General features: G+C 65.4%; 29 protein-coding genes. 28 read left to right on the top strand and 1 reads right to left on the bottom strand.

Features of this window, described 5'->3' with window-relative positions; genetic code table 11:
- Positions 1-49: 49 nt before the first annotated feature.
- Positions 50-2038 carry an ATP-binding protein gene (locus ACGFY9_RS31820; protein WP_393759850.1) on the bottom strand — a complete coding sequence of 663 codons (1989 nt, stop codon included), beginning with the start codon at positions 2036-2038 and terminating at the stop codon, positions 50-52.
- A gap of 574 nt (positions 2039-2612) precedes the next feature.
- Here ACGFY9_RS31820 and rpsJ point away from each other — a divergent pair.
- From rpsJ to rpsK, 28 genes are all read left to right on the top strand, one after another.
- Positions 2613-2921 (top strand): 30S ribosomal protein S10, encoded by a 309-nt coding sequence (gene rpsJ, locus ACGFY9_RS31815; RefSeq protein ID WP_003948644.1) that lies wholly within the window; start codon positions 2613-2615, stop codon positions 2919-2921.
- Between the two features lie 17 nt (positions 2922-2938).
- Entirely contained in the window at positions 2939-3583 is a 645-nt protein-coding gene (rplC, locus tag ACGFY9_RS31810) for a 50S ribosomal protein L3 (RefSeq protein ID WP_010986342.1), read from the top strand.
- A gap of 5 nt (positions 3584-3588) precedes the next feature.
- Positions 3589-4245 carry a 50S ribosomal protein L4 gene (rplD, locus tag ACGFY9_RS31805; protein ID WP_037747970.1) on the top strand — a complete coding sequence of 219 codons (657 nt, stop codon included), beginning with the start codon at positions 3589-3591 and terminating at the stop codon, positions 4243-4245.
- The gene (gene rplW / locus ACGFY9_RS31800; protein ID WP_393759848.1) at positions 4245-4664 is read left to right on the top strand and encodes a 50S ribosomal protein L23; all 420 of its coding nucleotides are present in this window, start codon (positions 4245-4247) and stop codon (positions 4662-4664) included. Before rplD ends, rplW begins: the two co-directional genes overlap by 1 nt.
- Before the next feature lie 38 nt (positions 4665-4702).
- A complete protein-coding gene (rplB, locus tag ACGFY9_RS31795; RefSeq protein WP_384162215.1) occupies positions 4703-5539 on the top strand; it encodes a 50S ribosomal protein L2 in 837 nt (278 codons plus the stop codon).
- 12 nt (positions 5540-5551) lie between these two features.
- A complete protein-coding gene (rpsS, locus tag ACGFY9_RS31790; RefSeq protein WP_019055518.1) occupies positions 5552-5833 on the top strand; it encodes a 30S ribosomal protein S19 in 282 nt (93 codons plus the stop codon).
- A gap of 40 nt (positions 5834-5873) precedes the next feature.
- Entirely contained in the window at positions 5874-6221 is a 348-nt protein-coding gene (gene rplV, locus ACGFY9_RS31785) for a 50S ribosomal protein L22 (RefSeq protein WP_006604878.1), read from the top strand.
- Positions 6221-7087, top strand: coding sequence for a 30S ribosomal protein S3 (gene rpsC / locus ACGFY9_RS31780; protein WP_393759845.1), 867 nt, complete (start codon positions 6221-6223; stop codon positions 7085-7087). Before rplV ends, rpsC begins: the two co-directional genes overlap by 1 nt.
- A 5-nt stretch (positions 7088-7092) precedes the next feature.
- Positions 7093-7512, top strand: coding sequence for a 50S ribosomal protein L16 (gene rplP / locus ACGFY9_RS31775; protein WP_010986348.1), 420 nt, complete (start codon positions 7093-7095; stop codon positions 7510-7512).
- A complete protein-coding gene (gene rpmC, locus ACGFY9_RS31770; RefSeq protein ID WP_005481220.1) occupies positions 7512-7736 on the top strand; it encodes a 50S ribosomal protein L29 in 225 nt (74 codons plus the stop codon). Before rplP ends, rpmC begins: the two co-directional genes overlap by 1 nt.
- On the top strand, positions 7736-8023 hold the full coding sequence (gene rpsQ, locus ACGFY9_RS31765) for a 30S ribosomal protein S17 (protein WP_019072282.1): 288 nt from the start codon (positions 7736-7738) through the stop codon (positions 8021-8023). The genes rpmC and rpsQ overlap by 1 nt, the downstream gene beginning before the upstream one ends.
- Before the next feature lie 253 nt (positions 8024-8276).
- Positions 8277-8645: a 50S ribosomal protein L14 gene (rplN, locus tag ACGFY9_RS31760; protein WP_003998823.1), complete on the top strand. Its 369-nt coding sequence runs from the start codon at positions 8277-8279 to the stop codon at positions 8643-8645.
- Positions 8646-8647: 2 nt separating this feature from the next.
- Positions 8648-8971, top strand: coding sequence for a 50S ribosomal protein L24 (gene rplX / locus ACGFY9_RS31755; RefSeq protein ID WP_019072281.1), 324 nt, complete (start codon positions 8648-8650; stop codon positions 8969-8971).
- The gene (gene rplE, locus ACGFY9_RS31750; RefSeq protein WP_019072280.1) at positions 8971-9528 is read left to right on the top strand and encodes a 50S ribosomal protein L5; all 558 of its coding nucleotides are present in this window, start codon (positions 8971-8973) and stop codon (positions 9526-9528) included. Before rplX ends, rplE begins: the two co-directional genes overlap by 1 nt.
- Before the next feature lie 5 nt (positions 9529-9533).
- A complete protein-coding gene (locus ACGFY9_RS31745) occupies positions 9534-9719 on the top strand; it encodes a type Z 30S ribosomal protein S14 (RefSeq protein ID WP_003948630.1) in 186 nt (61 codons plus the stop codon).
- A gap of 209 nt (positions 9720-9928) precedes the next feature.
- Complete coding sequence (gene rpsH / locus ACGFY9_RS31740) at positions 9929-10327, top strand: 30S ribosomal protein S8 (RefSeq protein WP_013001411.1); 399 nt, start codon at positions 9929-9931, stop codon at positions 10325-10327.
- Positions 10328-10349: 22 nt separating this feature from the next.
- On the top strand, positions 10350-10889 hold the full coding sequence (gene rplF, locus ACGFY9_RS31735; RefSeq protein WP_033280021.1) for a 50S ribosomal protein L6: 540 nt from the start codon (positions 10350-10352) through the stop codon (positions 10887-10889).
- A 3-nt stretch (positions 10890-10892) separates the two neighbouring features.
- Positions 10893-11276, top strand: coding sequence for a 50S ribosomal protein L18 (gene rplR / locus ACGFY9_RS31730; protein WP_019055526.1), 384 nt, complete (start codon positions 10893-10895; stop codon positions 11274-11276).
- A gap of 37 nt (positions 11277-11313) precedes the next feature.
- Complete coding sequence (gene rpsE, locus ACGFY9_RS31725; RefSeq protein WP_006376045.1) at positions 11314-11919, top strand: 30S ribosomal protein S5; 606 nt, start codon at positions 11314-11316, stop codon at positions 11917-11919.
- The gene (gene rpmD, locus ACGFY9_RS31720) at positions 11919-12101 is read left to right on the top strand and encodes a 50S ribosomal protein L30 (protein ID WP_006376032.1); all 183 of its coding nucleotides are present in this window, start codon (positions 11919-11921) and stop codon (positions 12099-12101) included. Before rpsE ends, rpmD begins: the two co-directional genes overlap by 1 nt.
- A 2-nt stretch (positions 12102-12103) precedes the next feature.
- Positions 12104-12559, top strand: coding sequence for a 50S ribosomal protein L15 (gene rplO, locus ACGFY9_RS31715; protein WP_019055527.1), 456 nt, complete (start codon positions 12104-12106; stop codon positions 12557-12559).
- 256 nt (positions 12560-12815) lie between these two features.
- Complete coding sequence (secY, locus tag ACGFY9_RS31710; protein ID WP_033280022.1) at positions 12816-14129, top strand: preprotein translocase subunit SecY; 1314 nt, start codon at positions 12816-12818, stop codon at positions 14127-14129.
- Entirely contained in the window at positions 14129-14794 is a 666-nt protein-coding gene (locus ACGFY9_RS31705) for an adenylate kinase (protein ID WP_393759840.1), read from the top strand. The genes secY and ACGFY9_RS31705 overlap by 1 nt, the downstream gene beginning before the upstream one ends.
- 118 nt (positions 14795-14912) lie before the next feature.
- Positions 14913-15749 (top strand): type I methionyl aminopeptidase, encoded by an 837-nt coding sequence (map, locus tag ACGFY9_RS31700; protein WP_318018233.1) that lies wholly within the window; start codon positions 14913-14915, stop codon positions 15747-15749.
- A 248-nt stretch (positions 15750-15997) separates the two neighbouring features.
- Entirely contained in the window at positions 15998-16219 is a 222-nt protein-coding gene (gene infA / locus ACGFY9_RS31695; RefSeq protein ID WP_003948620.1) for a translation initiation factor IF-1, read from the top strand.
- 59 nt (positions 16220-16278) lie between these two features.
- Positions 16279-16392 carry a 50S ribosomal protein L36 gene (gene rpmJ / locus ACGFY9_RS31690; RefSeq protein WP_003998809.1) on the top strand — a complete coding sequence of 38 codons (114 nt, stop codon included), beginning with the start codon at positions 16279-16281 and terminating at the stop codon, positions 16390-16392.
- 205 nt (positions 16393-16597) lie between these two features.
- Entirely contained in the window at positions 16598-16978 is a 381-nt protein-coding gene (rpsM, locus tag ACGFY9_RS31685; RefSeq protein ID WP_019055531.1) for a 30S ribosomal protein S13, read from the top strand.
- Positions 16979-17047: 69 nt separating this feature from the next.
- The gene (gene rpsK / locus ACGFY9_RS31680; protein WP_003956432.1) at positions 17048-17452 is read left to right on the top strand and encodes a 30S ribosomal protein S11; all 405 of its coding nucleotides are present in this window, start codon (positions 17048-17050) and stop codon (positions 17450-17452) included.
- The last annotated feature ends 48 nt before the right edge of the window (positions 17453-17500 follow it).

The raw sequence follows: 17500 nt of genomic DNA, 5'->3' as shown, positions 1-17500 counted from the left end.
ACCGGGCCACTGACAAGAGGCGGCCATCAGGGCATCAGTCGGCCAAGGTTCACAGCGTGACGTCGTCGGTAGTCTCAGCGCTTCGGGGGCCGGGGATGGTCCCGTCCGCGACCAGTTCGGCCACCACATCACCGTGGTTGCGTACCAGGTAGTTCATCGCATGCTCGGTGGAGGACTGGTACTCAAGGTGCGCGCTGTGGAACCGCAGGCGCTCCTGACAGTCCTCGATGATCTCGCCCCAGGTCTTCACCATGATCCGGAAGAGGGGCGTGGAGACCGCGCAACCCGGAACACGGTCCACTTGGTGGGCCATCTGCCGGAGCGTCTTGTCCATGGCGTTGCCCACCAGCCAGAAGTCCCACGTCACCGCCGGATCGCGGAAGCGGTCGTCGGACATGACCGCCTCCGCGTAACTGCTGATCTGGCCGAACTCCGTCATTCCGAGGACGATGTTGGGGCGCTTCAACTCGATGACCAGATGGTGCCGTTCACCTTTCCGGTGCCGGGCGGCCCGGGACAGCATCAGATCCACCCTGCCGCGTCGCCCGTCTTCACGCAGGACTGGTTTTGGTGCGGGAGCCTCACGGCCGAGCAGCCGACAGTGTTCCGTGAGGACCGCGTTGAGACTGCGATCACTGACATGGAGCGCGTACTCCTCGCCGAAGACCCAGCACTGATCCTCTAGGAGGCGGTGGAGTTCGTCCCGTTCGGTCACACGTTGCTTCGCTTCCGGAGTGAAGACAAGGTGTTCCAGCGCGGTTAGGAAGTCGATCCGGTTGGCCGCCGCCGTAGAAGCCTTGATCAGAGCCGAGAGAGTGGTGCGCTGCAGAAGCCGGTTGAGTTCTTCCCGCTCCTGTTTGGAGAGCGAGAACAACTCGTCCGCGATGCGCAGCACGTCCGAAGGCTCGTGCGCGAGGACGGATCGAAGCAGCGCGAACGTCGTGCGGCGTGTGCCCTGAGATCTCGGCAGGTGCCGGAAGACGGTGGTGGCGACGGCGTCGAACGTCTCGCGTTCCGCCCGCTCTCGCTCGTCTGCGGCGTCATCCGCGTAGGGGTAGATCCCTTCGCGCCGCCACTGGGCGACCTGCTCCCGTCTGCGCTCGTCCACCCTGGCCCGGAAGTGGGCCTTGAGCTGATCACGCGCCGCTGCGAGCACTTCGGCGAGCGGGCCCTCCGACGCCCAGTCGGTGAAGGCGAGATCCTCGGCGTCGACCTCGTCGAAACCGGCCCATGTGATATGTGCGGTGAACTCGAAACCGGGAGCCTGGATACCCGGCTTGAGGTGAGCCCGGGACATACCTTGGCCGTCGCACAGGAAGAGCGCCCGAGTGACGGGCCTGCGCCATTCCACGACCTTCAGTCGGGCGGGCTCGCCGTTCCAGCCGGAAGGCGACGGCAAAACGTAGTCGTGTACGTGGAGTTGTTCCGCAGCCGGGTCGAGGTCCTGGCCGTCGTACTCGATGCGGACGTCCGGATATTTCTCCAGGTACGTCGCGAAGGCAGTGGTGAGCGATGATCTGGCTCGCTCGTCGGCGAGCAGGTTCAAAAGCTCGTCACCGCCGAAGGCCTCGAAGAGCGTGCCGGTGGGATCGTCGGTGGGCTCCGGATCGCCGATGTCGAACTCGTCCATGGAACGCTGGTTGGCCTCGATCACCAGTTGTTGGCGGCCTCCCAAGGCGTCACTGGCGCTGGTCCAGCGCACCTGGGTGCCGAGGGCGAAGGCGCGTACCCGTCCTCGCCCGTTCTTCCCGTGCAGAGCGCGTTTCTTCACCGGGCTTCCCTGGGCGCGTTTCTTCCAGGAAGCACCGATGGGCCGGAAGTACTCCTCGCAGTGTTCTGCCGACATCCCACTGCCGTCGTCCTGGACCCGGACTCTGTCCACACCGCCCAGGTCGTTGCGCTCCAAGGTGACGACGACACGTTCGGCATCGGCGTCCACGGCATTCCAGAGCAGCTCCTCGACAGCGCCTACGGGATCCCGTAGGCGAGCCAACTCGGCGATGTGCTCACGGCTCGTCTCGATCCGTACCTTGACCATGACGTGGGGACCTCCTGCCCTGTGTGCCCTGATCAAGAACGCAAACTAGCCTGTCCCGATACCGTGAAGTGCGAAATTGCAGGCAATCGCCTGATCGGGATGCCTGGGCAGACGTGCCCAAGCTGTGCGCCCGCCGCGCGCACGTGTTTGACCTACGTCACTCCAGGGGTAATCTCTACGCCCCGATTGGCCAGCCGCCTCCGCCATATGGCAGACTGTCGGAGTTGCTCGGTCGAGTGTTGATGCTGCGCGCCTCCCGTCGGGAGGACCGGAAGCGAGTCCCACGGTACTCGTCGTCCCAACTGCCTTACGGCAGCGCTGGGGCGGACGTACGGGAATCTTTCGGGAAGTGTCAGTGCGGCGCCGGCCAGGCACCCGGTGGGCTTCTTCGCCCTCGGCTTGCGGTTCCGGAAGGGCCGTGCTTTCCCAGCAGGGAAGTTCCGTATATGGGACTTCTGTGTCGGTGAGAGCGCGACACACCCGACCGCGTGGGTCGGAGGAATCGAAGAGTGAAGCGAGCAGAAGGGCTTGCCGGGGTGCAGAGCGTTACTAGAGACAGGACTACTGAGTAGCCATGGCGGGACAGAAGATCCGCATCCGGCTCAAGGCCTACGACCACGAGGTCATCGACTCCTCGGCGAAGAAGATCGTCGAGACGGTGACGCGCACTGGTGCGTCGGTCGCGGGCCCGGTGCCGCTGCCCACTGAGAAGAACGTGTACTGCGTCATCAAGTCGCCGCACAAGTACAAGGACTCGCGCGAGCACTTCGAGATGCGCACGCACAAGCGCCTGATCGACATCCTCGACCCCACCCCCAAGACCGTTGACTCTCTGATGCGACTCGACCTGCCGGCCGGTGTCGACATCGAGATCAAGCTCTAGGGGTCGGTGAGCTGAAGATGGCTAAGCAGATCAAGGGCATCCTGGGCGAGAAGCTCGGCATGACGCAGGTGTGGGACGAGAACAACCGTGTTGTTCCGGTCACCGTCGTCAAGGCCGGCCCGAACGTTGTGACCCAGGTCCGTACGAACGACAGTGACGGCTACGAGTCGGTCCAGATCGCCTTCGGCGAGATCGACCCGCGCAAGGTGAACAAGCCCCTCAAGGGCCACTTCGCCAAGGCCGACGTCACGCCCCGCCGCCACCTCGTCGAGATCCGTACCGCTGACGCCAGCGAGTACACCCTCGGCCAGGAGATCACCGCCGAGACCTTCGAGGCCGGCGTCAAGGTGGACGTGACCGGCAAGAGCAAGGGCAAGGGCTTCGCCGGTGTCATGAAGCGTCACAACTTCAAGGGCCTCGGCGCCGGACACGGCACCCAGCGCAAGCACCGCTCTCCCGGCTCCATCGGTGGCTGTGCCACCCCGGGCCGTGTGTTCAAGGGCCTCCGCATGGCGGGTCGTATGGGCAACGAGCGGGTCACCACCCAGAACCTGACCGTTCACGCCGTTGACGCGGAGAAGGGCCTGCTCCTCATCAAGGGCGCGGTTCCTGGTCCGAACGGCGGCCTCGTCCTGGTCCGCACCGCGGCCAAGGGGGCCTGAGGACTATGAGCACCATTGACATTCTGTCGCCCTCCGGCGACACCGCCGGGACCGTAGAGCTCCCGGCCGAGATCTTCGACGTCGAGAAGATCAGCATCCCGCTGCTTCACCAGGTCGTCGTCGCGCAGCTGGCCGCCGCCCGTCAGGGCACGCACAAGGTCAAGCGTCGTGGCGAGGTCCGCGGTGGCGGTAAGAAGCCGTACCGCCAGAAGGGCACCGGCCGCGCCCGTCAGGGTTCGACCCGCGCCCCGCAGTTCGCCGGCGGTGGCGTCGTGCACGGCCCGACGCCGCGCGACTACTCGCAGCGGACCCCGAAGAAGATGAAGGCCGCGGCCCTGCGCCACGCCCTCACCGACCGGGCCCGCAACGCTCGCATCCACGTCATCACCGGCGTGATCGAGGGCGAGACCCCCTCCACCAAGGCCGCCAAGAGCTTCCTCGGCAAGGTCAGCGAGCGCAAGAACGTGCTCCTGGTCATCGAGCGCTCCGACGAGGCCGCGCTGCTTTCCGCGCGCAACCTGCCCCAGGTCCACATCCTGGAGCCGGGCCAGCTGAACACGTACGACGTTCTCGTCTCGGACGACGTGGTCTTCACCCAGGCCGCTTTCGAGTCCTTCGTGTCTGGCCCCCAGGCCGCTGACACCGAAGGGAGCGAAGCCTGATGGCTACGCGTCACCCGAGCATCGCCTCCAAGGCCGCCAAGGCCAAGAAGGTCGCGCGCGTCGCCAAGGCGAAGCGTCACGAGACCGAGGGCAAGAACACTGTCGAGACGCCGATCAGCAAGTCGTTCACGGACCCCCGTGACGTGCTGCTGAAGCCGGTCGTCTCGGAGAAGAGCTACGCGCTCCTCGACGAGGGCAAGTACACCTTCATCGTGGCCCCGGGCGCCAACAAGACCCAGATCAAGCAGGCCGTCCAGGCGGTCTTCTCGGTCAAGGTCACCGGGGTCAACACGATCAACCGCCAGGGCAAGCGCAAGCGCACCAAGACCGGTTTCGGTCAGCGCGCGGGCTCCAAGCGCGCGATCGTGACCCTCGCTGAGGGCGACCGTATCGACATCTTCGGCGGTCCGGCCGCGTAAGCGGGTCGGATCGTCCGATATCGGACGAGGACTGAGAAATGGGAATCCGCAAGTACAAGCCGACTACGCCGGGCCGCCGTGGCTCCAGCGTCGCCGACTTCGTCGAGGTCACGCGGTCCACGCCGGAGAAGTCGCTGGTTCGCCCCCTGCACAGCAAGGGCGGCCGTAACAATTCCGGTCGTGTGACCGTCCGCCACCAGGGTGGCGGACACAAGCGCGCCTACCGCGTCATCGACTTCCGTCGCCATGACAAGGACGGCGTGCCGGCGAAGGTCGCGCACATCGAGTACGACCCCAACCGCACCGCGCGCATCGCGCTGCTGCACTACGCGGACGGCGAGAAGCGCTACATCCTCGCCCCGCGCAACCTGCAGCAGGGTGACCGCGTCGAGAACGGTCCCGGGGCCGACATCAAGCCGGGCAACAACCTGGCGCTCCGCAACATCCCGGTCGGTACCACGATCCACGCGATCGAGCTCCGTCCGGGTGGCGGCGCCAAGTTCGCCCGCTCCGCCGGTGCCTCCGTGCAGCTGCTGGCGAAGGAGGGCACCATGGCCCACCTTCGTATGCCCTCCGGCGAGATCCGTCTGGTCGACCAGCGCTGCCGCGCCACGGTCGGCGAGGTCGGCAACGCCGAGCAGAGCAACATCAACTGGGGCAAGGCAGGCCGCAAGCGCTGGCTGGGCGTCCGCCCGACCGTCCGTGGTGTTGCGATGAACCCGGTCGACCACCCGCACGGTGGTGGTGAGGGCAAGACCTCCGGTGGTCGCCACCCGGTCAGCCCGTGGGGTCAGAAGGAGGGTCGTACTCGTTCGCCGAAGAAGGCTTCGAACAAGTACATCGTCCGCCGCCGCAAGACGAACAAGAAGCGCTAGGAGCGGGTTTAGATGCCGCGCAGTCTCAAGAAGGGGCCCTTCGTCGACGGCCACCTCATCAAGAAGGTGGACGTACAGAACGAGGCCGGCTCCAAGAACGTCATCAAGACCTGGTCCCGCCGCTCGATGATCGTCCCGGCCATGCTCGGCCACACGATCGCGGTGCACAACGGCAAGACCCACATCCCGGTGTTTGTCACCGAGTCGATGGTCGGCCACAAGCTCGGCGAGTTCTCGCCGACGCGCACCTTCCGGGGTCACGTCAAGGACGACCGGAAGTCGAAGCGCCGCTAGCGCGGGGTGACCGACCATGACAAACACTGAAGGGACAACCATGGAAGCCAGGGCCCAGGCGCGGTACATCCGCGTCACGCCCATGAAGGCCCGCCGCGTGGTGGACCTCATCCGTGGCATGGACGCCACGGAGGCTCAGGCGGTCCTGCGTTTCGCCCCGCAGGCCGCGAGCGTGCCGGTCGGCAAGGTGCTTGACAGCGCCATTGCCAACGCCGCACACAACTACGACCACACCGACGCCGGCAGCCTCGTCATCTCCGAGGCATACGTCGACGAGGGTCCGACCCTGAAGCGGTTCCGGCCGCGTGCCCAGGGCCGCGCCTACCGGATCCGCAAGCGGACCAGCCACATCACCGTGGTCGTCAGCAGCAAGGAAGGAACCCGGTAATGGGCCAGAAGGTTAACCCGCACGGGTTCCGGCTCGGCATCACCACGGACTTCAAGTCCCGGTGGTACGCCGACAAGCTGTACAAGGACTACGTCAAGGAAGACGTCGCCATCCGTCGGATGATGACGTCCGGCATGGAGCGCGCCGGCATCTCGAAGGTTGAGATCGAGCGCACCCGTGACCGCGTGCGTGTGGACATCCACACCGCTCGCCCGGGCATCGTCATCGGCCGCCGCGGCGCCGAGGCCGACCGCATCCGCGGCGACCTGGAGAAGCTGACCGGCAAGCAGGTCCAGCTCAACATCCTTGAGGTCAAGAACCCGGAGACGGACGCTCAGCTGGTGGCCCAGGCCGTCGCCGAGCAGCTCTCCTCCCGCGTCTCCTTCCGCCGCGCCATGCGTAAGAGCATGCAGTCGGCGATGAAGGCCGGCGCCAAGGGCATCAAGATCCAGTGCGGCGGCCGCCTCGGCGGCGCCGAGATGTCCCGCTCGGAGTTCTACCGCGAGGGCCGCGTGCCCCTGCACACGCTCCGCGCGAACGTCGACTACGGCTTCTTCGAGGCCAAGACGACCTTCGGCCGTATCGGTGTGAAGGTCTGGATCTACAAGGGCGACGTCAAGAACATCGCCGAGGTCCGCGCCGAGAACGCCGCTGCCCGTGCGGGTAACCGCCCGGCTCGCGGTGGCGGCCCGGGCGGCGACCGCCCGGCCCGTGGCGGTGGCCGCGGTGGCGAGCGTGGCGGCCGCGGCCGCAAGCCGCAGCAGCAGTCCGCGCCGGCTGCCGAGGCCCCCAAGGCCGACGCTCCCGCCGCCGCTGCCGCTCCGGCTGAGGCCGCGCCCTCTTCTACTGGCGGAACGGAGGCCTGACCGAAATGCTGATCCCCCGTAGGGTCAAGCACCGCAAGCAGCACCACCCCAAGCGTCGTGGTCAGGCCAAGGGCGGTACGCAGGTTTCGTTCGGCGAGTACGGCATTCAGGCCCTCACGCCGGCGTACGTGACGAACCGCCAGATCGAGGCCGCCCGTATCGCGATGACCCGCCACATCAAGCGTGGCGGCAAGGTCTGGATCAACATCTACCCGGACCGCCCGCTCACAAAGAAGCCTGCCGAGACCCGCATGGGTTCCGGTAAGGGTTCTCCCGAGTGGTGGATCGCGAACGTGCACCCGGGCCGGGTCATGTTCGAACTGTCCTACCCCAACGAGAAGATCGCCCGTGAGGCCCTCACTCGCGCAGCCCACAAGCTGCCGATGAAGTGCCGGATCGTCAAGCGCGAGGCAGGTGAAGCGTGATGTCGGCCGGTACCAAGGCGTCCGAGCTGCGCGAACTGGGTGACGAGGAGCTTCTCAACAAGCTCCGCGAAGCCAAGGAAGAGCTGTTCAACCTCCGCTTCCAGGCGGCGACCGGTCAGCTCGAGAACCACGGTCGGCTGAAGGCCGTCCGGAAGGACATCGCGCGGATCTACACCCTGATGCGTGAGCGCGAGCTGGGCATCGAGACGGTGGAGAGCGCCTGATGAGCGAGAGCAATGTGACTGAAGAGCAGACCGCATCCCGCGGCTTCCGCAAGACCCGCGAGGGTCTCGTCGTCAGCGACAAGATGGACAAGACCGTCGTCGTCGCCGTCGAGGACCGCGTGAAGCACGCGCTGTACGGCAAGGTCATCCGCCGTACGAACAAGCTCAAGGCCCACGACGAGCAGAACGCCGCAGGCGTCGGCGACCGCGTCCTCCTGATGGAGACGCGTCCGCTGTCCGCGACGAAGCGCTGGCGCATCGTCGAGATCCTCGAGAAGGCCAAGTAGTCCCTGCGGGGCCAACCCGCAGAACTGATCGCCGTTCCGGCGGAGCTCCGTCAAACGACTTGCGGAGCTCCGCCGGGAAAACCCGGCTGAGCTGCGTGAAGCACTAGCGCGAGTAGCGCGAGTCGTTTGACGGAGCCGCCGGGTGGCCCAAGTAATTCCTGCGGGTACCCCCGCAGGACAGTTCCGCCAGGCTCTGGGCGGGCGTGCAAGTGTCGCACCGCCCCGGGAACCGGCAGACATCCAGGAGATAGACGTGATCCAGCAGGAGTCGCGACTGCGCGTCGCCGACAACACTGGTGCGAAGGAAATCCTTTGCATCCGTGTGCTCGGTGGCTCCGGTCGCCGCTACGCGGGCATCGGTGACGTCATCGTCGCCACCGTCAAGGACGCGATCCCCGGTGGCAACGTGAAGAAGGGTGACGTCGTCAAGGCCGTCATCGTTCGCACCGTCAAGGAGCGCCGCCGTCCGGACGGCTCGTACATCCGCTTCGACGAGAACGCCGCCGTCATTCTGAAGAACGACGGCGACCCTCGTGGTACCCGCATCTTCGGCCCGGTCGGGCGCGAGCTGCGCGAGAAGAAGTTCATGAAGATCATCTCGCTGGCTCCGGAGGTGCTGTAAGCATGAAGATCAAGAAGGGTGACACGGTTCAGGTCATCACCGGCAAGGACAAGGGCAAGCAGGGCAAGGTCATTGCCGCTTACCCGCGCGACGAGCGCGTCCTGGTCGAGGGTGTGAACCGGGTCAAGAAGCACACCAAGGCCGGCCCCACCGCAAAGGGCTCGCAGGCCGGTGGCATCGTCACGACCGAGGCGCCGATCCACGTCTCCAACGTCCAGCTGGTCGTTGAGAAGGACGGCAACAAGGTCGTCACGCGTGTCGGCTACCGCTTCGACGACGAGGGCAACAAGGTTCGCGTTGCCAAGCGGACGGGTGAGGACATCTGATGACTACCACCACCACTCCGCGTCTCAAGACGAAGTACCGCGAGGAGATCGCGGGCAAGCTGCGTGAGGAGTTCTCCTACGAGAACGTCATGCAGATCCCCGGCCTCGTCAAGATCGTGGTGAACATGGGTGTCGGCGACGCCGCCCGTGACTCCAAGCTCATGGACGGTGCCGTCCGTGACCTGACCACGATCACCGGTCAGAAGCCGGCCATCACCAAGGCCCGCAAGTCCATCGCGCAGTTCAAGCTGCGCGAGGGTCAGCCGATCGGTGCCCACGTCACGCTCCGTGGCGACCGCATGTGGGAGTTCCTGGACCGCACCCTGTCGCTCGCGCTTCCGCGCATCCGCGACTTCCGTGGTCTGTCTCCCAAGCAGTTCGACGGTCGTGGCAACTACACCTTCGGTCTCACCGAGCAGGTCATGTTCCACGAGATCGACCAGGACAAGATTGACCGCGTCCGGGGTATGGACATCACCGTGGTGACCACGGCGACCAACGACGCCGAAGGCCGTGCCCTTCTCCGTCACCTCGGCTTCCCCTTCAAGGAGGCGTAAGCGAGATGGCGAAGAAGGCTCTGATTGCCAAGGCTGCTCGTAAGCCCAAGTTCGGAGTACGTGGCTACACGCGCTGCCAGCGCTGCGGCCGTCCGCACTCCGTGTACCGCAAGTTCGGCCTCTGCCGCGTGTGCCTTCGTGAGATGGCTCACCGTGGCGAGCTGCCGGGCGTGACCAAGAGCTCCTGGTAGTCCGGTAGTTCCGGACTCCCGAAGCTCTCGGTAAGCAAAGGGTTCGGTCAGGTGCCCACCTCTCCATGGCTTAGGCTAGGAGGGTTGGGCGCCTGACGCCCACACGACTTACTACGCCGTAGGTCCACCGCACCGCACCCGCCTCGTCTCGGATCGAGGAGAGGGATGGGCACCTGGAAACCCCGGCGAGAGAGGCCGAAGGCCAATTCATGACCATGACTGATCCGATCGCAGACATGCTTACGCGTCTGCGGAACGCGAACTCGGCATACCACGACTCAGTGACGATGCCGGCGTCCAAGATCAAGTCTCACATCGCGGAGATCCTCCAGCAGGAGGGCTTCATCACGGGCTGGAAGGTCGAGGACGCCGAGGTCGGCAAGAACCTCGTTCTCGAGCTGAAGTTCGGCCCGAACCGTGAGCGCTCCATCGCGGGCATCAAGCGGATCTCCAAGCCCGGTCTCCGGGTTTACGCGAAGTCCACCTCCCTGCCCAAGGTGCTGGGTGGCCTCGGCGTGGCGATCATCTCCACGTCGCACGGGCTCCTCACCGACAAGCAGGCCGGCAAGAAGGGCGTAGGCGGAGAAGTTCTCGCCTACGTCTGGTAGCGGAAAGGAATCGGAAGAAGCTATGTCGCGTATTGGCAAGCTCCCCATCACGGTTCCCGCCGGCGTGGACGTCACCATCGACGGCCGTACGGTCTCGGTCAAGGGCCCCAAGGGCTCGCTGACCCACACCGTCGCAGCGCCGATCGACATCGCCAAGGGTGAGGACGGCGTGCTCAGCGTCACCCGCCCCAACGACGAGCGTCAGAACAAGGCCCTGCACGGCCTGTCCCGCACGCTGGTGGCGAACATGATCACCGGCGTGACCGAGGGTTACGTGAAGAAGCTCGAAATCAGTGGTGTCGGTTACCGCGTCGCGGCCAAGGGTTCGAACCTTGAGTTCGCTCTCGGCTACAGCCACTCGATCACGGTCGAGGCGCCCGAGGGCATCTCGTTCAAGGTCGAGAACCCGACGCACTTCTCGGTCGAGGGCATCGACAAGCAGAAGGTCGGCGAGGTTGCGGCCAACATCCGCAAGCTGCGCAAGCCCGACCCGTACAAGGCCAAGGGCGTCAAGTACGAGGGCGAAGTCATCCGGCGCAAGGTCGGAAAGGCGGGTAAGTAAGCCATGGCATACGGTACGAAGATCGCTAAGGGCGACGCTTACAAGCGTGCTGCCATCAAGCGTCGTCACATCCGCATCCGGAAGCACATTTCCGGTACGGCTGAGCGTCCGCGCCTGGTCGTGACCCGCTCCAACCGGCACATCGTGGCCCAGGTCATCGACGACATCAAGGGTCACACCCTGGCGTCGGCGTCGACCCTGGACACCTCGATCCGCGGCGGCGAGAGCGACAAGTCCGCGCAGGCCAAGTCGGTCGGCGCCCTGGTCGCCGAGCGCGCCAAGGCTGCCGGTGTCGAGGCTGTCGTATTCGACCGTGGCGGCAACCAGTACGCGGGGCGCATCGCCGCCCTGGCGGATGCCGCCCGCGAAGCCGGACTGAAGTTCTAGTCGCTTCCGTAGCTAGCGGAAAGAGAGAGGTAATCCAATGGCTGGACCCCAGCGCCGTGGAAGCGGTGCCGGTGGCGGCGAGCGGCGGGACCGGAAGGGCCGTGACGGCGGCGCTGCTGCCGCCGAGAAGACCGCGTACGTTGAGCGCGTAGTCGCGATCAACCGCGTCGCCAAGGTTGTCAAGGGTGGTCGTCGCTTCAGCTTCACCGCGCTCGTCGTGGTGGGCGATGGTGACGGCACCGTCGGTGTCGGTTACGGCAAGGCCAAGGAGGTGCCGGCCGCGATCGCCAAGGGTGTTGAAGAGGCCAAGAAGCACTTCTTCAAGGTCCCCCGTATCCAGGGCACCATCCCGCACCCGATCACGGGCGAGAAGGCCGCGGGCGTCGTCCTGCTCAAGCCTGCTTCCCCCGGTACCGGCGTTATCGCCGGTGGCCCGGTGCGAGCTGTCCTGGAGTGCGCCGGCGTGCACGACATCCTGTCGAAGTCGCTCGGCTCGTCCAACGCGATCAACATCGTGCACGCGACCGTGGCGGCCCTCAAGGGCCTGCAGCGTCCCGAGGAGATCGCGGCCCGCCGCGGTCTGCCCCTTGAGGACGTCGCCCCCGCGGCTCTCCTTCGTGCACGTGCGGGGGCGGGTGCGTAATGGCTCGCCTCAAGGTCACGCAGACGAAGTCGTACATCGGCAGCAAGCAGAACCACCGTGACACACTGCGGTCCCTTGGTCTCAAGGGGATCAACACCGTGGTCGTCAAGGAGGACCGCCCCGAGTTCCGCGGAATGGTGCACACCGTCCGCCACCTCGTGACGGTTGAGGAGGTCGACTGATCATGGCGGAGAACAACCCGCTCAAGATCCACAACCTCCGTCCCGCCCCGGGTGCCAAGACCGCCAAGACCCGTGTGGGTCGTGGTGAGGCGTCGAAGGGTAAGACGGCCGGTCGTGGTACCAAGGGCACGAAGGCCCGTTACCAGGTTCCGGAGCGCTTCGAGGGTGGCCAGATGCCCCTCCACATGCGTCTCCCGAAGCTGAAGGGTTTCCGTAACCCGTTCAAGACCGAGTTCCAGGTCGTGAACCTCGACAAGCTGGGCGCGCTGTACCCCGAGGGTGGCGAGGTCACCGTTGAGGGTCTCGTCGCCAAGGGTGCCGTTCGCAAGAACAGCCTCGTCAAGGTGCTCGGCCAGGGCGAGATCTCCGTGGCGCTGCAGGTTTCGGTTGACGCCGTCTCCGGCTCCGCCAAGGAGAAGATCACTGCTGCGGGCGGTACGGTCACCGAGCTCGTCTGATATTTCGGACCGAGCCTGACCAACGTCAGCAACGGCGGCCGGGGTTGGCCCTCTACAGAGGGTCGACCCCGGCCGTTTTTTCAGCAGTCGTGACTCATGGGACGTTCGATCGGTATCCCCTAGGGGCGTTGATGTAGGTAGGCTGTGCGGCTGGTACCCAGCGTCGTCTTGGCATGCCGTAATCTCGTTCCACAGGCCATCAACCACACTTAGTCGTCACCTCACGCGCGCACACGCGGGGGTCGCAGGAGGCACCGTGCTCACCGCGTTCGCCCGGGCGTTCAGGACACCCGACCTGCGCAAGAAGCTGCTCTTCACGCTCGGCATCATCGTGGTGTACCGGGTCGGTACGCACGTCCCGATCCCGGGCGTCGATTACAAGAGCGTCCAGACCTGTATCGACGTCTCGAACGGCAACCAGGGTCTGTTCGGTCTGGTCAACATGTTCAGCGGTGGCGCGCTGCTCCAGATCACGATCTTCGCGCTCGGCATCATGCCGTACATCACGGCGAGCATCATTCTGCAGCTGCTGACCGTCGTGATCCCGCGCCTCGAAGCCCTCAAGAAGGAGGGGCAGGCCGGTACGGCGAAGATCACGCAGTACACGCGTTATCTGACCGTGGCGCTCGCCATCCTCCAGGGCACGGGTCTGGTGGCCACCGCCCGCAGCGGCGCCCTGTTCTCGGGCTGCCCGACGGCGAATCAGATCGTCCCGGACCAGTCGATCTTCACCACCATCACCATGGTCGTCTGCATGACCGCCGGCACCTGCGTCGTGATGTGGCTCGGCGAGCTCATCACCGACCGCGGTATCGGCAACGGCATGTCGATCCTCATGTTCATCTCGATCGCCGCGACGTTCCCGTCCGCTCTGTGGGCCATCAAGAAGCAGGGCACGCTGGCCGGCGGCTGGATCGAGTTCGGCACCGTCATCCTCGTCGGCCTGGTGATGGTCGGCCTCGTGGTCTTCGTCGAGCAGGCCCAGCGCAGGATCCCGGTCCAGTACGCGAAGCGCATGATCGGCCGCCGTTCCTACGGCGGTACGTCGACCTACATCCCGCTGAAGGTCAATCAGGCCGGTGTGATTCCGGTCATCTTCGCGTCGTCGCTGCTCTACATCCCGGCTCTGGTCGCTCAGTTCTCCGGCGGTACGTCCGGCTGGAAGACCTGGATCCAGACCAACCTGACCAAGGGTGACCACCCGATCTACCTGGTCAGCTACTTCCTGCTGATCGTTTTCTTCGCGTTCTTCTACGTGGCGATCTCGTTCAACCCCGAGGAAGTCGCGGACAACATGAAGAAGTATGGTGGCTTCATCCCGGGCATCCGGGCTGGCCGGCCCACCGCTGAGTACCTGAGTTACGTACTCAACCGGATCACCTGGCCGGGTTCGCTGTATCTGGGTCTGATCGCTCTCGTACCGACGATGGCGTTGGTCGGTTTCAACGCAAGCGGCAACTTCCCGTTCGGCGGGACCAGCATCCTGATCATCGTGGGTGTCGGTCTTGAGACGGTGAAGCAGATCGAGAGCCAGCTCCAGCAGCGCAATTACGAAGGGTTCCTCCGCTGATGCGAATCGTCCTCGTCGGGCCGCCGGGTGCCGGTAAGGGAACGCAGGCTGTGCGCCTCGCCAAGACGCTGCACATCCCGCACATCTCCACGGGCGACCTCTTCCGTGCCAACATCAGTCAGGCCACGGAACTCGGCAAACTGGCGAAGTCCTACATGGACGCGGGCAACCTGGTCCCGGACGAGGTCACCATCGCGATGGCCAAGGACCGCATGGAGCAGCCGGACGCCGCGGGCGGCTTTCTGCTGGACGGTTTCCCGCGCAATGTGTCGCAGGCCGAGGCGCTGGACGAGCTGCTGAAGACCGAGGGCATCAAGCTGGACGCGGTCCTCGACCTGGAGGTCTCCGAGGACGAGGTGGTCAAGCGCATCGCCGGCCGCCGCATCTGCCGTAAGGACTCCAGTCACGTCTTCCACGTGACGTACAGCCCGCCGAAGCAGGACGGTGTCTGTGACACCTGCGGCGGCGAGCTGTACCAGCGCGACGACGACTCCGAGGACACGGTCCGCACCCGCCTGGAGGTCTACCACACGCAGACCGAGCCGATCATCGACTACTACAAGGCCCAGGGCCTGGTGGTCACGATCTCCTCGCTCGGTCCGGTGGACGAGATCACACAGCGGGCGCTGGACGCGCTGCAGCGCGAGGACGAGAGCGCGAAGTAGTCACCAAGCAGAACCGGCCGCGGTGCCCGCAGGGGCGCCGCGGTCGTACTGTTGTGTACGGCCGTTTTTGTCCACGGCCATTCCTTTGTGTCGCGGAAGACGGAGAGCGCAGGCCCCCATGGTGCAGATCAAGACCCCCGAGCAGATCGCCAAGATGCGCGAGGCGGGGCTGGTCGTCGCCGCGATCCACGCGGCCACGCGTGAGGCCGCGGTGCCCGGCGCCAGCACGAAGGATCTGGACGAGGTCGCCCGCAAGGTCCTCGCCGACCACAACGCGAAGCCGAACTTCCTCGGCTACGGCGGTTTCCCCGCGACGATCTGCACCTCGGTGAACGAGGTCGTCGTCCACGGGATCCCGTCCGAGGACGTGGTGTTGAAGGACGGCGACATCATCTCCATCGACTGCGGCGCGATCATCGACGGCTGGCACGGGGACGCGGCGTACACGGCGTTCGTGGGCTCGGGGCACTCCCCGGAGCTCCTTGAGCTGTCGCGGGTGACCGAGGGGTCGATGTGGGCCGGGATCGCCGCGATGAAGCTGGGGAATCGGCTCGTGGACATCTCCCGGGCCATCGAGACGTACATCCGGCGGCAGCCGAAGCCGGGTGGGGGGAAGTACGGGATCGTCGAGGACTACGGCGGTCACGGCATCGGTACCGAGATGCACATGGACCCGCACTTGCTGAACTACGTGGAGAAGCGGCGGGGTAAGGGGCCGAAGCTGGTGCCGGGGTTCTGCCTCGCCATCGAGCCGATGGTGTCTCTGGGGACCCCGAAGACCGAGGTGCTCTCGGATGACTGGACGGTCATCACGACGGACGGGACCTGGTCGTCCCACTGGGAGCACTCGGTTGCCTTGACCGAGGAGGGGCCGCTTGTGCTGACGGCTCCTGATGGTGGCAAGGCGAAATTGGCCGAGTATGGGATCACGGCTGCGCCGGATCCGCTCGCGTAGTTGCCTGGCTGACCGCCGGTGGGGGCTGGTCGCGCCCACGCGGCGGAGCCGCAAATGTCACAGCCCCGCGCCCCTAAAAGCTCTCCGCGTGCTTAGTGATCTCCGCTCCGGGGCATCCTTCCTCGATTCGTCTTTCCGAGTGGCCTGACGTAGACTGACTCGTCGGCTCTCGTGCAGCCGCATGTCCGCATGCACCCCGTAAGGGGACGCACAGAGTCGATCAAGGTAGTCGATTCGAAGGGCGAAGCGTGGCCAAGAAGCAAGGTGCCATCGAGATCGAAGGCACTGTCGTCGAGTCTCTCCCGAACGCCATGTTCAAGGTGGAGCTCCAGAACGGCCACCAGGTCCTGGCACACATCAGCGGCAAGATGCGTATGCACTACATCCGCATCCTCCCTGACGACCGGGTCGTGGTGGAGCTGTCTCCGTACGACCTGACGCGTGGCCGGATCGTCTACCGCTACAAGTAGATCTTGCCCAGGTTCCGCGCAAGCGGCGCCGAAGGCAACTGACCCGGAGAACCTCACCAATGAAGGTCAAGCCGAGCGTCAAGAAGATCTGCGACAAGTGCAGGGTGATCCGCCGTCACGGTCGGGTCATGGTCATTTGCGAGAACCCGCGCCACAAGCAGCGCCAGGGCTGACGCAGGACCTTCCCTCTGCATCCATCGCAGAGTTTCGCGCGACGCGAGCAATACATGTTCATACGCAGGACCCGGGCGTAGTAGGCGTCCGACACCCCCGGCTCGGAGGCTGGGGACCCACGCCGTACCAAATCTTCGACAGAAGAGGCCGGCGGCTGGGATCCGGTTCTGCGGAAGACCTCCGAAGATCACCAGGAGCCATTGAATGGCACGCGTTTCCGGTGTCGACATCCCGCGCGAAAAGCGCGTGGAGGTCGCCCTCACCTACGTGTTCGGCATTGGTCGGACCCTTTCCCAGCTGACGCTGGCCGAGACCGGCATCGACCCCAACACCCGCGTTCGCGACCTCTCGGAAGAGCAGCTCGTCGCGATTCGTGAGTACGTCGACGCCAACATCAAGACCGAGGGTGACCTCCGTCGCGAGATCCAGGCCGACATCCGCCGCAAGGTGGAGATCGGCTGCTACCAGGGTCTCCGTCACCGTCGTGGTCTGCCCGTTCGCGGTCAGCGCACCAGCACGAACGCTCGTACCCGCAAGGGTCCGCGTCGCGCCATCGCCGGCAAGAAGAAGCCGGGCAAGAAGTAGTCCGCAGCGGACAACGCTTCACCAGCGGTCTTCGCTGTAGGACCGACCACCTCCCCGTAGGAGTAATAGATGCCCCCCAAGGGTCGTCAGGGCGCTGCCAAGAAGGTGCGCCGCAAGGAAAAGAAGAACGTCGCTCACGGCCACGCGCACATCAAGAGCACGTTCAACAACACGATCGTCTCGATCACGGACCCCTCGGGCAACGTGATCTCCTGGGCCTCCGCCGGCCACGTCGGCTTCAAGGGCTCGCGCAAGTCCACCCCCTTCGCCGCGCAGATGGCCGCCGAGTCGGCCGCCCGTCGCGCGCAGGAGCACGGCATGCGCAAGGTTGACGTCTTCGTGAAGGGCCCGGGCTCCGGTCGCGAGACCGCGATCCGCTCCCTCCAGGCCACTGGCCTTGAGGTCGGCTCCATCCAGGACGTCACCCCCACCCCGCACAACGGCTGCCGTCCGCCGAAGCGCCGCCGCGTCTGACGCACGGTTGTCTCAGGTTTCGGGCGGTATGGCCTTTCGGGGCCGTGC

The sequence above is a fragment of the Streptomyces sp. NPDC048504 genome, assembly GCF_043200035.1.
Classification (GTDB): Bacteria; Actinomycetota; Actinomycetes; order Streptomycetales; family Streptomycetaceae; genus Streptomyces.
Note: the sequence above shows the minus strand (reverse complement) of the source record. Positions and strands in the feature narration are given on the sequence as shown.

Excerpts from the sequence above, each read along its gene's own strand:
- ACGFY9_RS31820 (WP_393759850.1), bottom strand. The coding sequence starts at position 2,038 with ATGGTCAAGGTACGGATCGAGACGAGCCGTGAGCACATCGCCGAGTTG.
- rpsJ (WP_003948644.1), top strand. The coding sequence starts at position 2,613 with ATGGCGGGACAGAAGATCCGCATCCGGCTCAAGGCCTACGACCACGAG.
- rplC (WP_010986342.1), top strand. The coding sequence starts at position 2,939 with ATGGCTAAGCAGATCAAGGGCATCCTGGGCGAGAAGCTCGGCATGACG.
- rplD (WP_037747970.1), top strand. The coding sequence starts at position 3,589 with ATGAGCACCATTGACATTCTGTCGCCCTCCGGCGACACCGCCGGGACC.
- rplW (WP_393759848.1), top strand. The coding sequence starts at position 4,245 with ATGGCTACGCGTCACCCGAGCATCGCCTCCAAGGCCGCCAAGGCCAAG.
- rplB (WP_384162215.1), top strand. The coding sequence starts at position 4,703 with ATGGGAATCCGCAAGTACAAGCCGACTACGCCGGGCCGCCGTGGCTCC.
- rpsS (WP_019055518.1), top strand. The coding sequence starts at position 5,552 with ATGCCGCGCAGTCTCAAGAAGGGGCCCTTCGTCGACGGCCACCTCATC.
- rplV (WP_006604878.1), top strand. The coding sequence starts at position 5,874 with ATGGAAGCCAGGGCCCAGGCGCGGTACATCCGCGTCACGCCCATGAAG.
- rpsC (WP_393759845.1), top strand. The coding sequence starts at position 6,221 with ATGGGCCAGAAGGTTAACCCGCACGGGTTCCGGCTCGGCATCACCACG.
- rplP (WP_010986348.1), top strand. The coding sequence starts at position 7,093 with ATGCTGATCCCCCGTAGGGTCAAGCACCGCAAGCAGCACCACCCCAAG.
- rpmC (WP_005481220.1), top strand. The coding sequence starts at position 7,512 with ATGTCGGCCGGTACCAAGGCGTCCGAGCTGCGCGAACTGGGTGACGAG.
- rpsQ (WP_019072282.1), top strand. The coding sequence starts at position 7,736 with ATGAGCGAGAGCAATGTGACTGAAGAGCAGACCGCATCCCGCGGCTTC.
- rplX (WP_019072281.1), top strand. The coding sequence starts at position 8,648 with ATGAAGATCAAGAAGGGTGACACGGTTCAGGTCATCACCGGCAAGGAC.
- rplE (WP_019072280.1), top strand. The coding sequence starts at position 8,971 with ATGACTACCACCACCACTCCGCGTCTCAAGACGAAGTACCGCGAGGAG.
- ACGFY9_RS31745 (WP_003948630.1), top strand. The coding sequence starts at position 9,534 with ATGGCGAAGAAGGCTCTGATTGCCAAGGCTGCTCGTAAGCCCAAGTTC.
- rpsH (WP_013001411.1), top strand. The coding sequence starts at position 9,929 with ATGACCATGACTGATCCGATCGCAGACATGCTTACGCGTCTGCGGAAC.
- rplF (WP_033280021.1), top strand. The coding sequence starts at position 10,350 with ATGTCGCGTATTGGCAAGCTCCCCATCACGGTTCCCGCCGGCGTGGAC.
- rplR (WP_019055526.1), top strand. The coding sequence starts at position 10,893 with ATGGCATACGGTACGAAGATCGCTAAGGGCGACGCTTACAAGCGTGCT.
- rpsE (WP_006376045.1), top strand. The coding sequence starts at position 11,314 with ATGGCTGGACCCCAGCGCCGTGGAAGCGGTGCCGGTGGCGGCGAGCGG.
- rpmD (WP_006376032.1), top strand. The coding sequence starts at position 11,919 with ATGGCTCGCCTCAAGGTCACGCAGACGAAGTCGTACATCGGCAGCAAG.
- rplO (WP_019055527.1), top strand. The coding sequence starts at position 12,104 with ATGGCGGAGAACAACCCGCTCAAGATCCACAACCTCCGTCCCGCCCCG.
- ACGFY9_RS31705 (WP_393759840.1), top strand. The coding sequence starts at position 14,129 with ATGCGAATCGTCCTCGTCGGGCCGCCGGGTGCCGGTAAGGGAACGCAG.
- map (WP_318018233.1), top strand. The coding sequence starts at position 14,913 with ATGGTGCAGATCAAGACCCCCGAGCAGATCGCCAAGATGCGCGAGGCG.
- rpmJ (WP_003998809.1), top strand. The coding sequence starts at position 16,279 with ATGAAGGTCAAGCCGAGCGTCAAGAAGATCTGCGACAAGTGCAGGGTG.
- rpsM (WP_019055531.1), top strand. The coding sequence starts at position 16,598 with ATGGCACGCGTTTCCGGTGTCGACATCCCGCGCGAAAAGCGCGTGGAG.
- rpsK (WP_003956432.1), top strand. The coding sequence starts at position 17,048 with ATGCCCCCCAAGGGTCGTCAGGGCGCTGCCAAGAAGGTGCGCCGCAAG.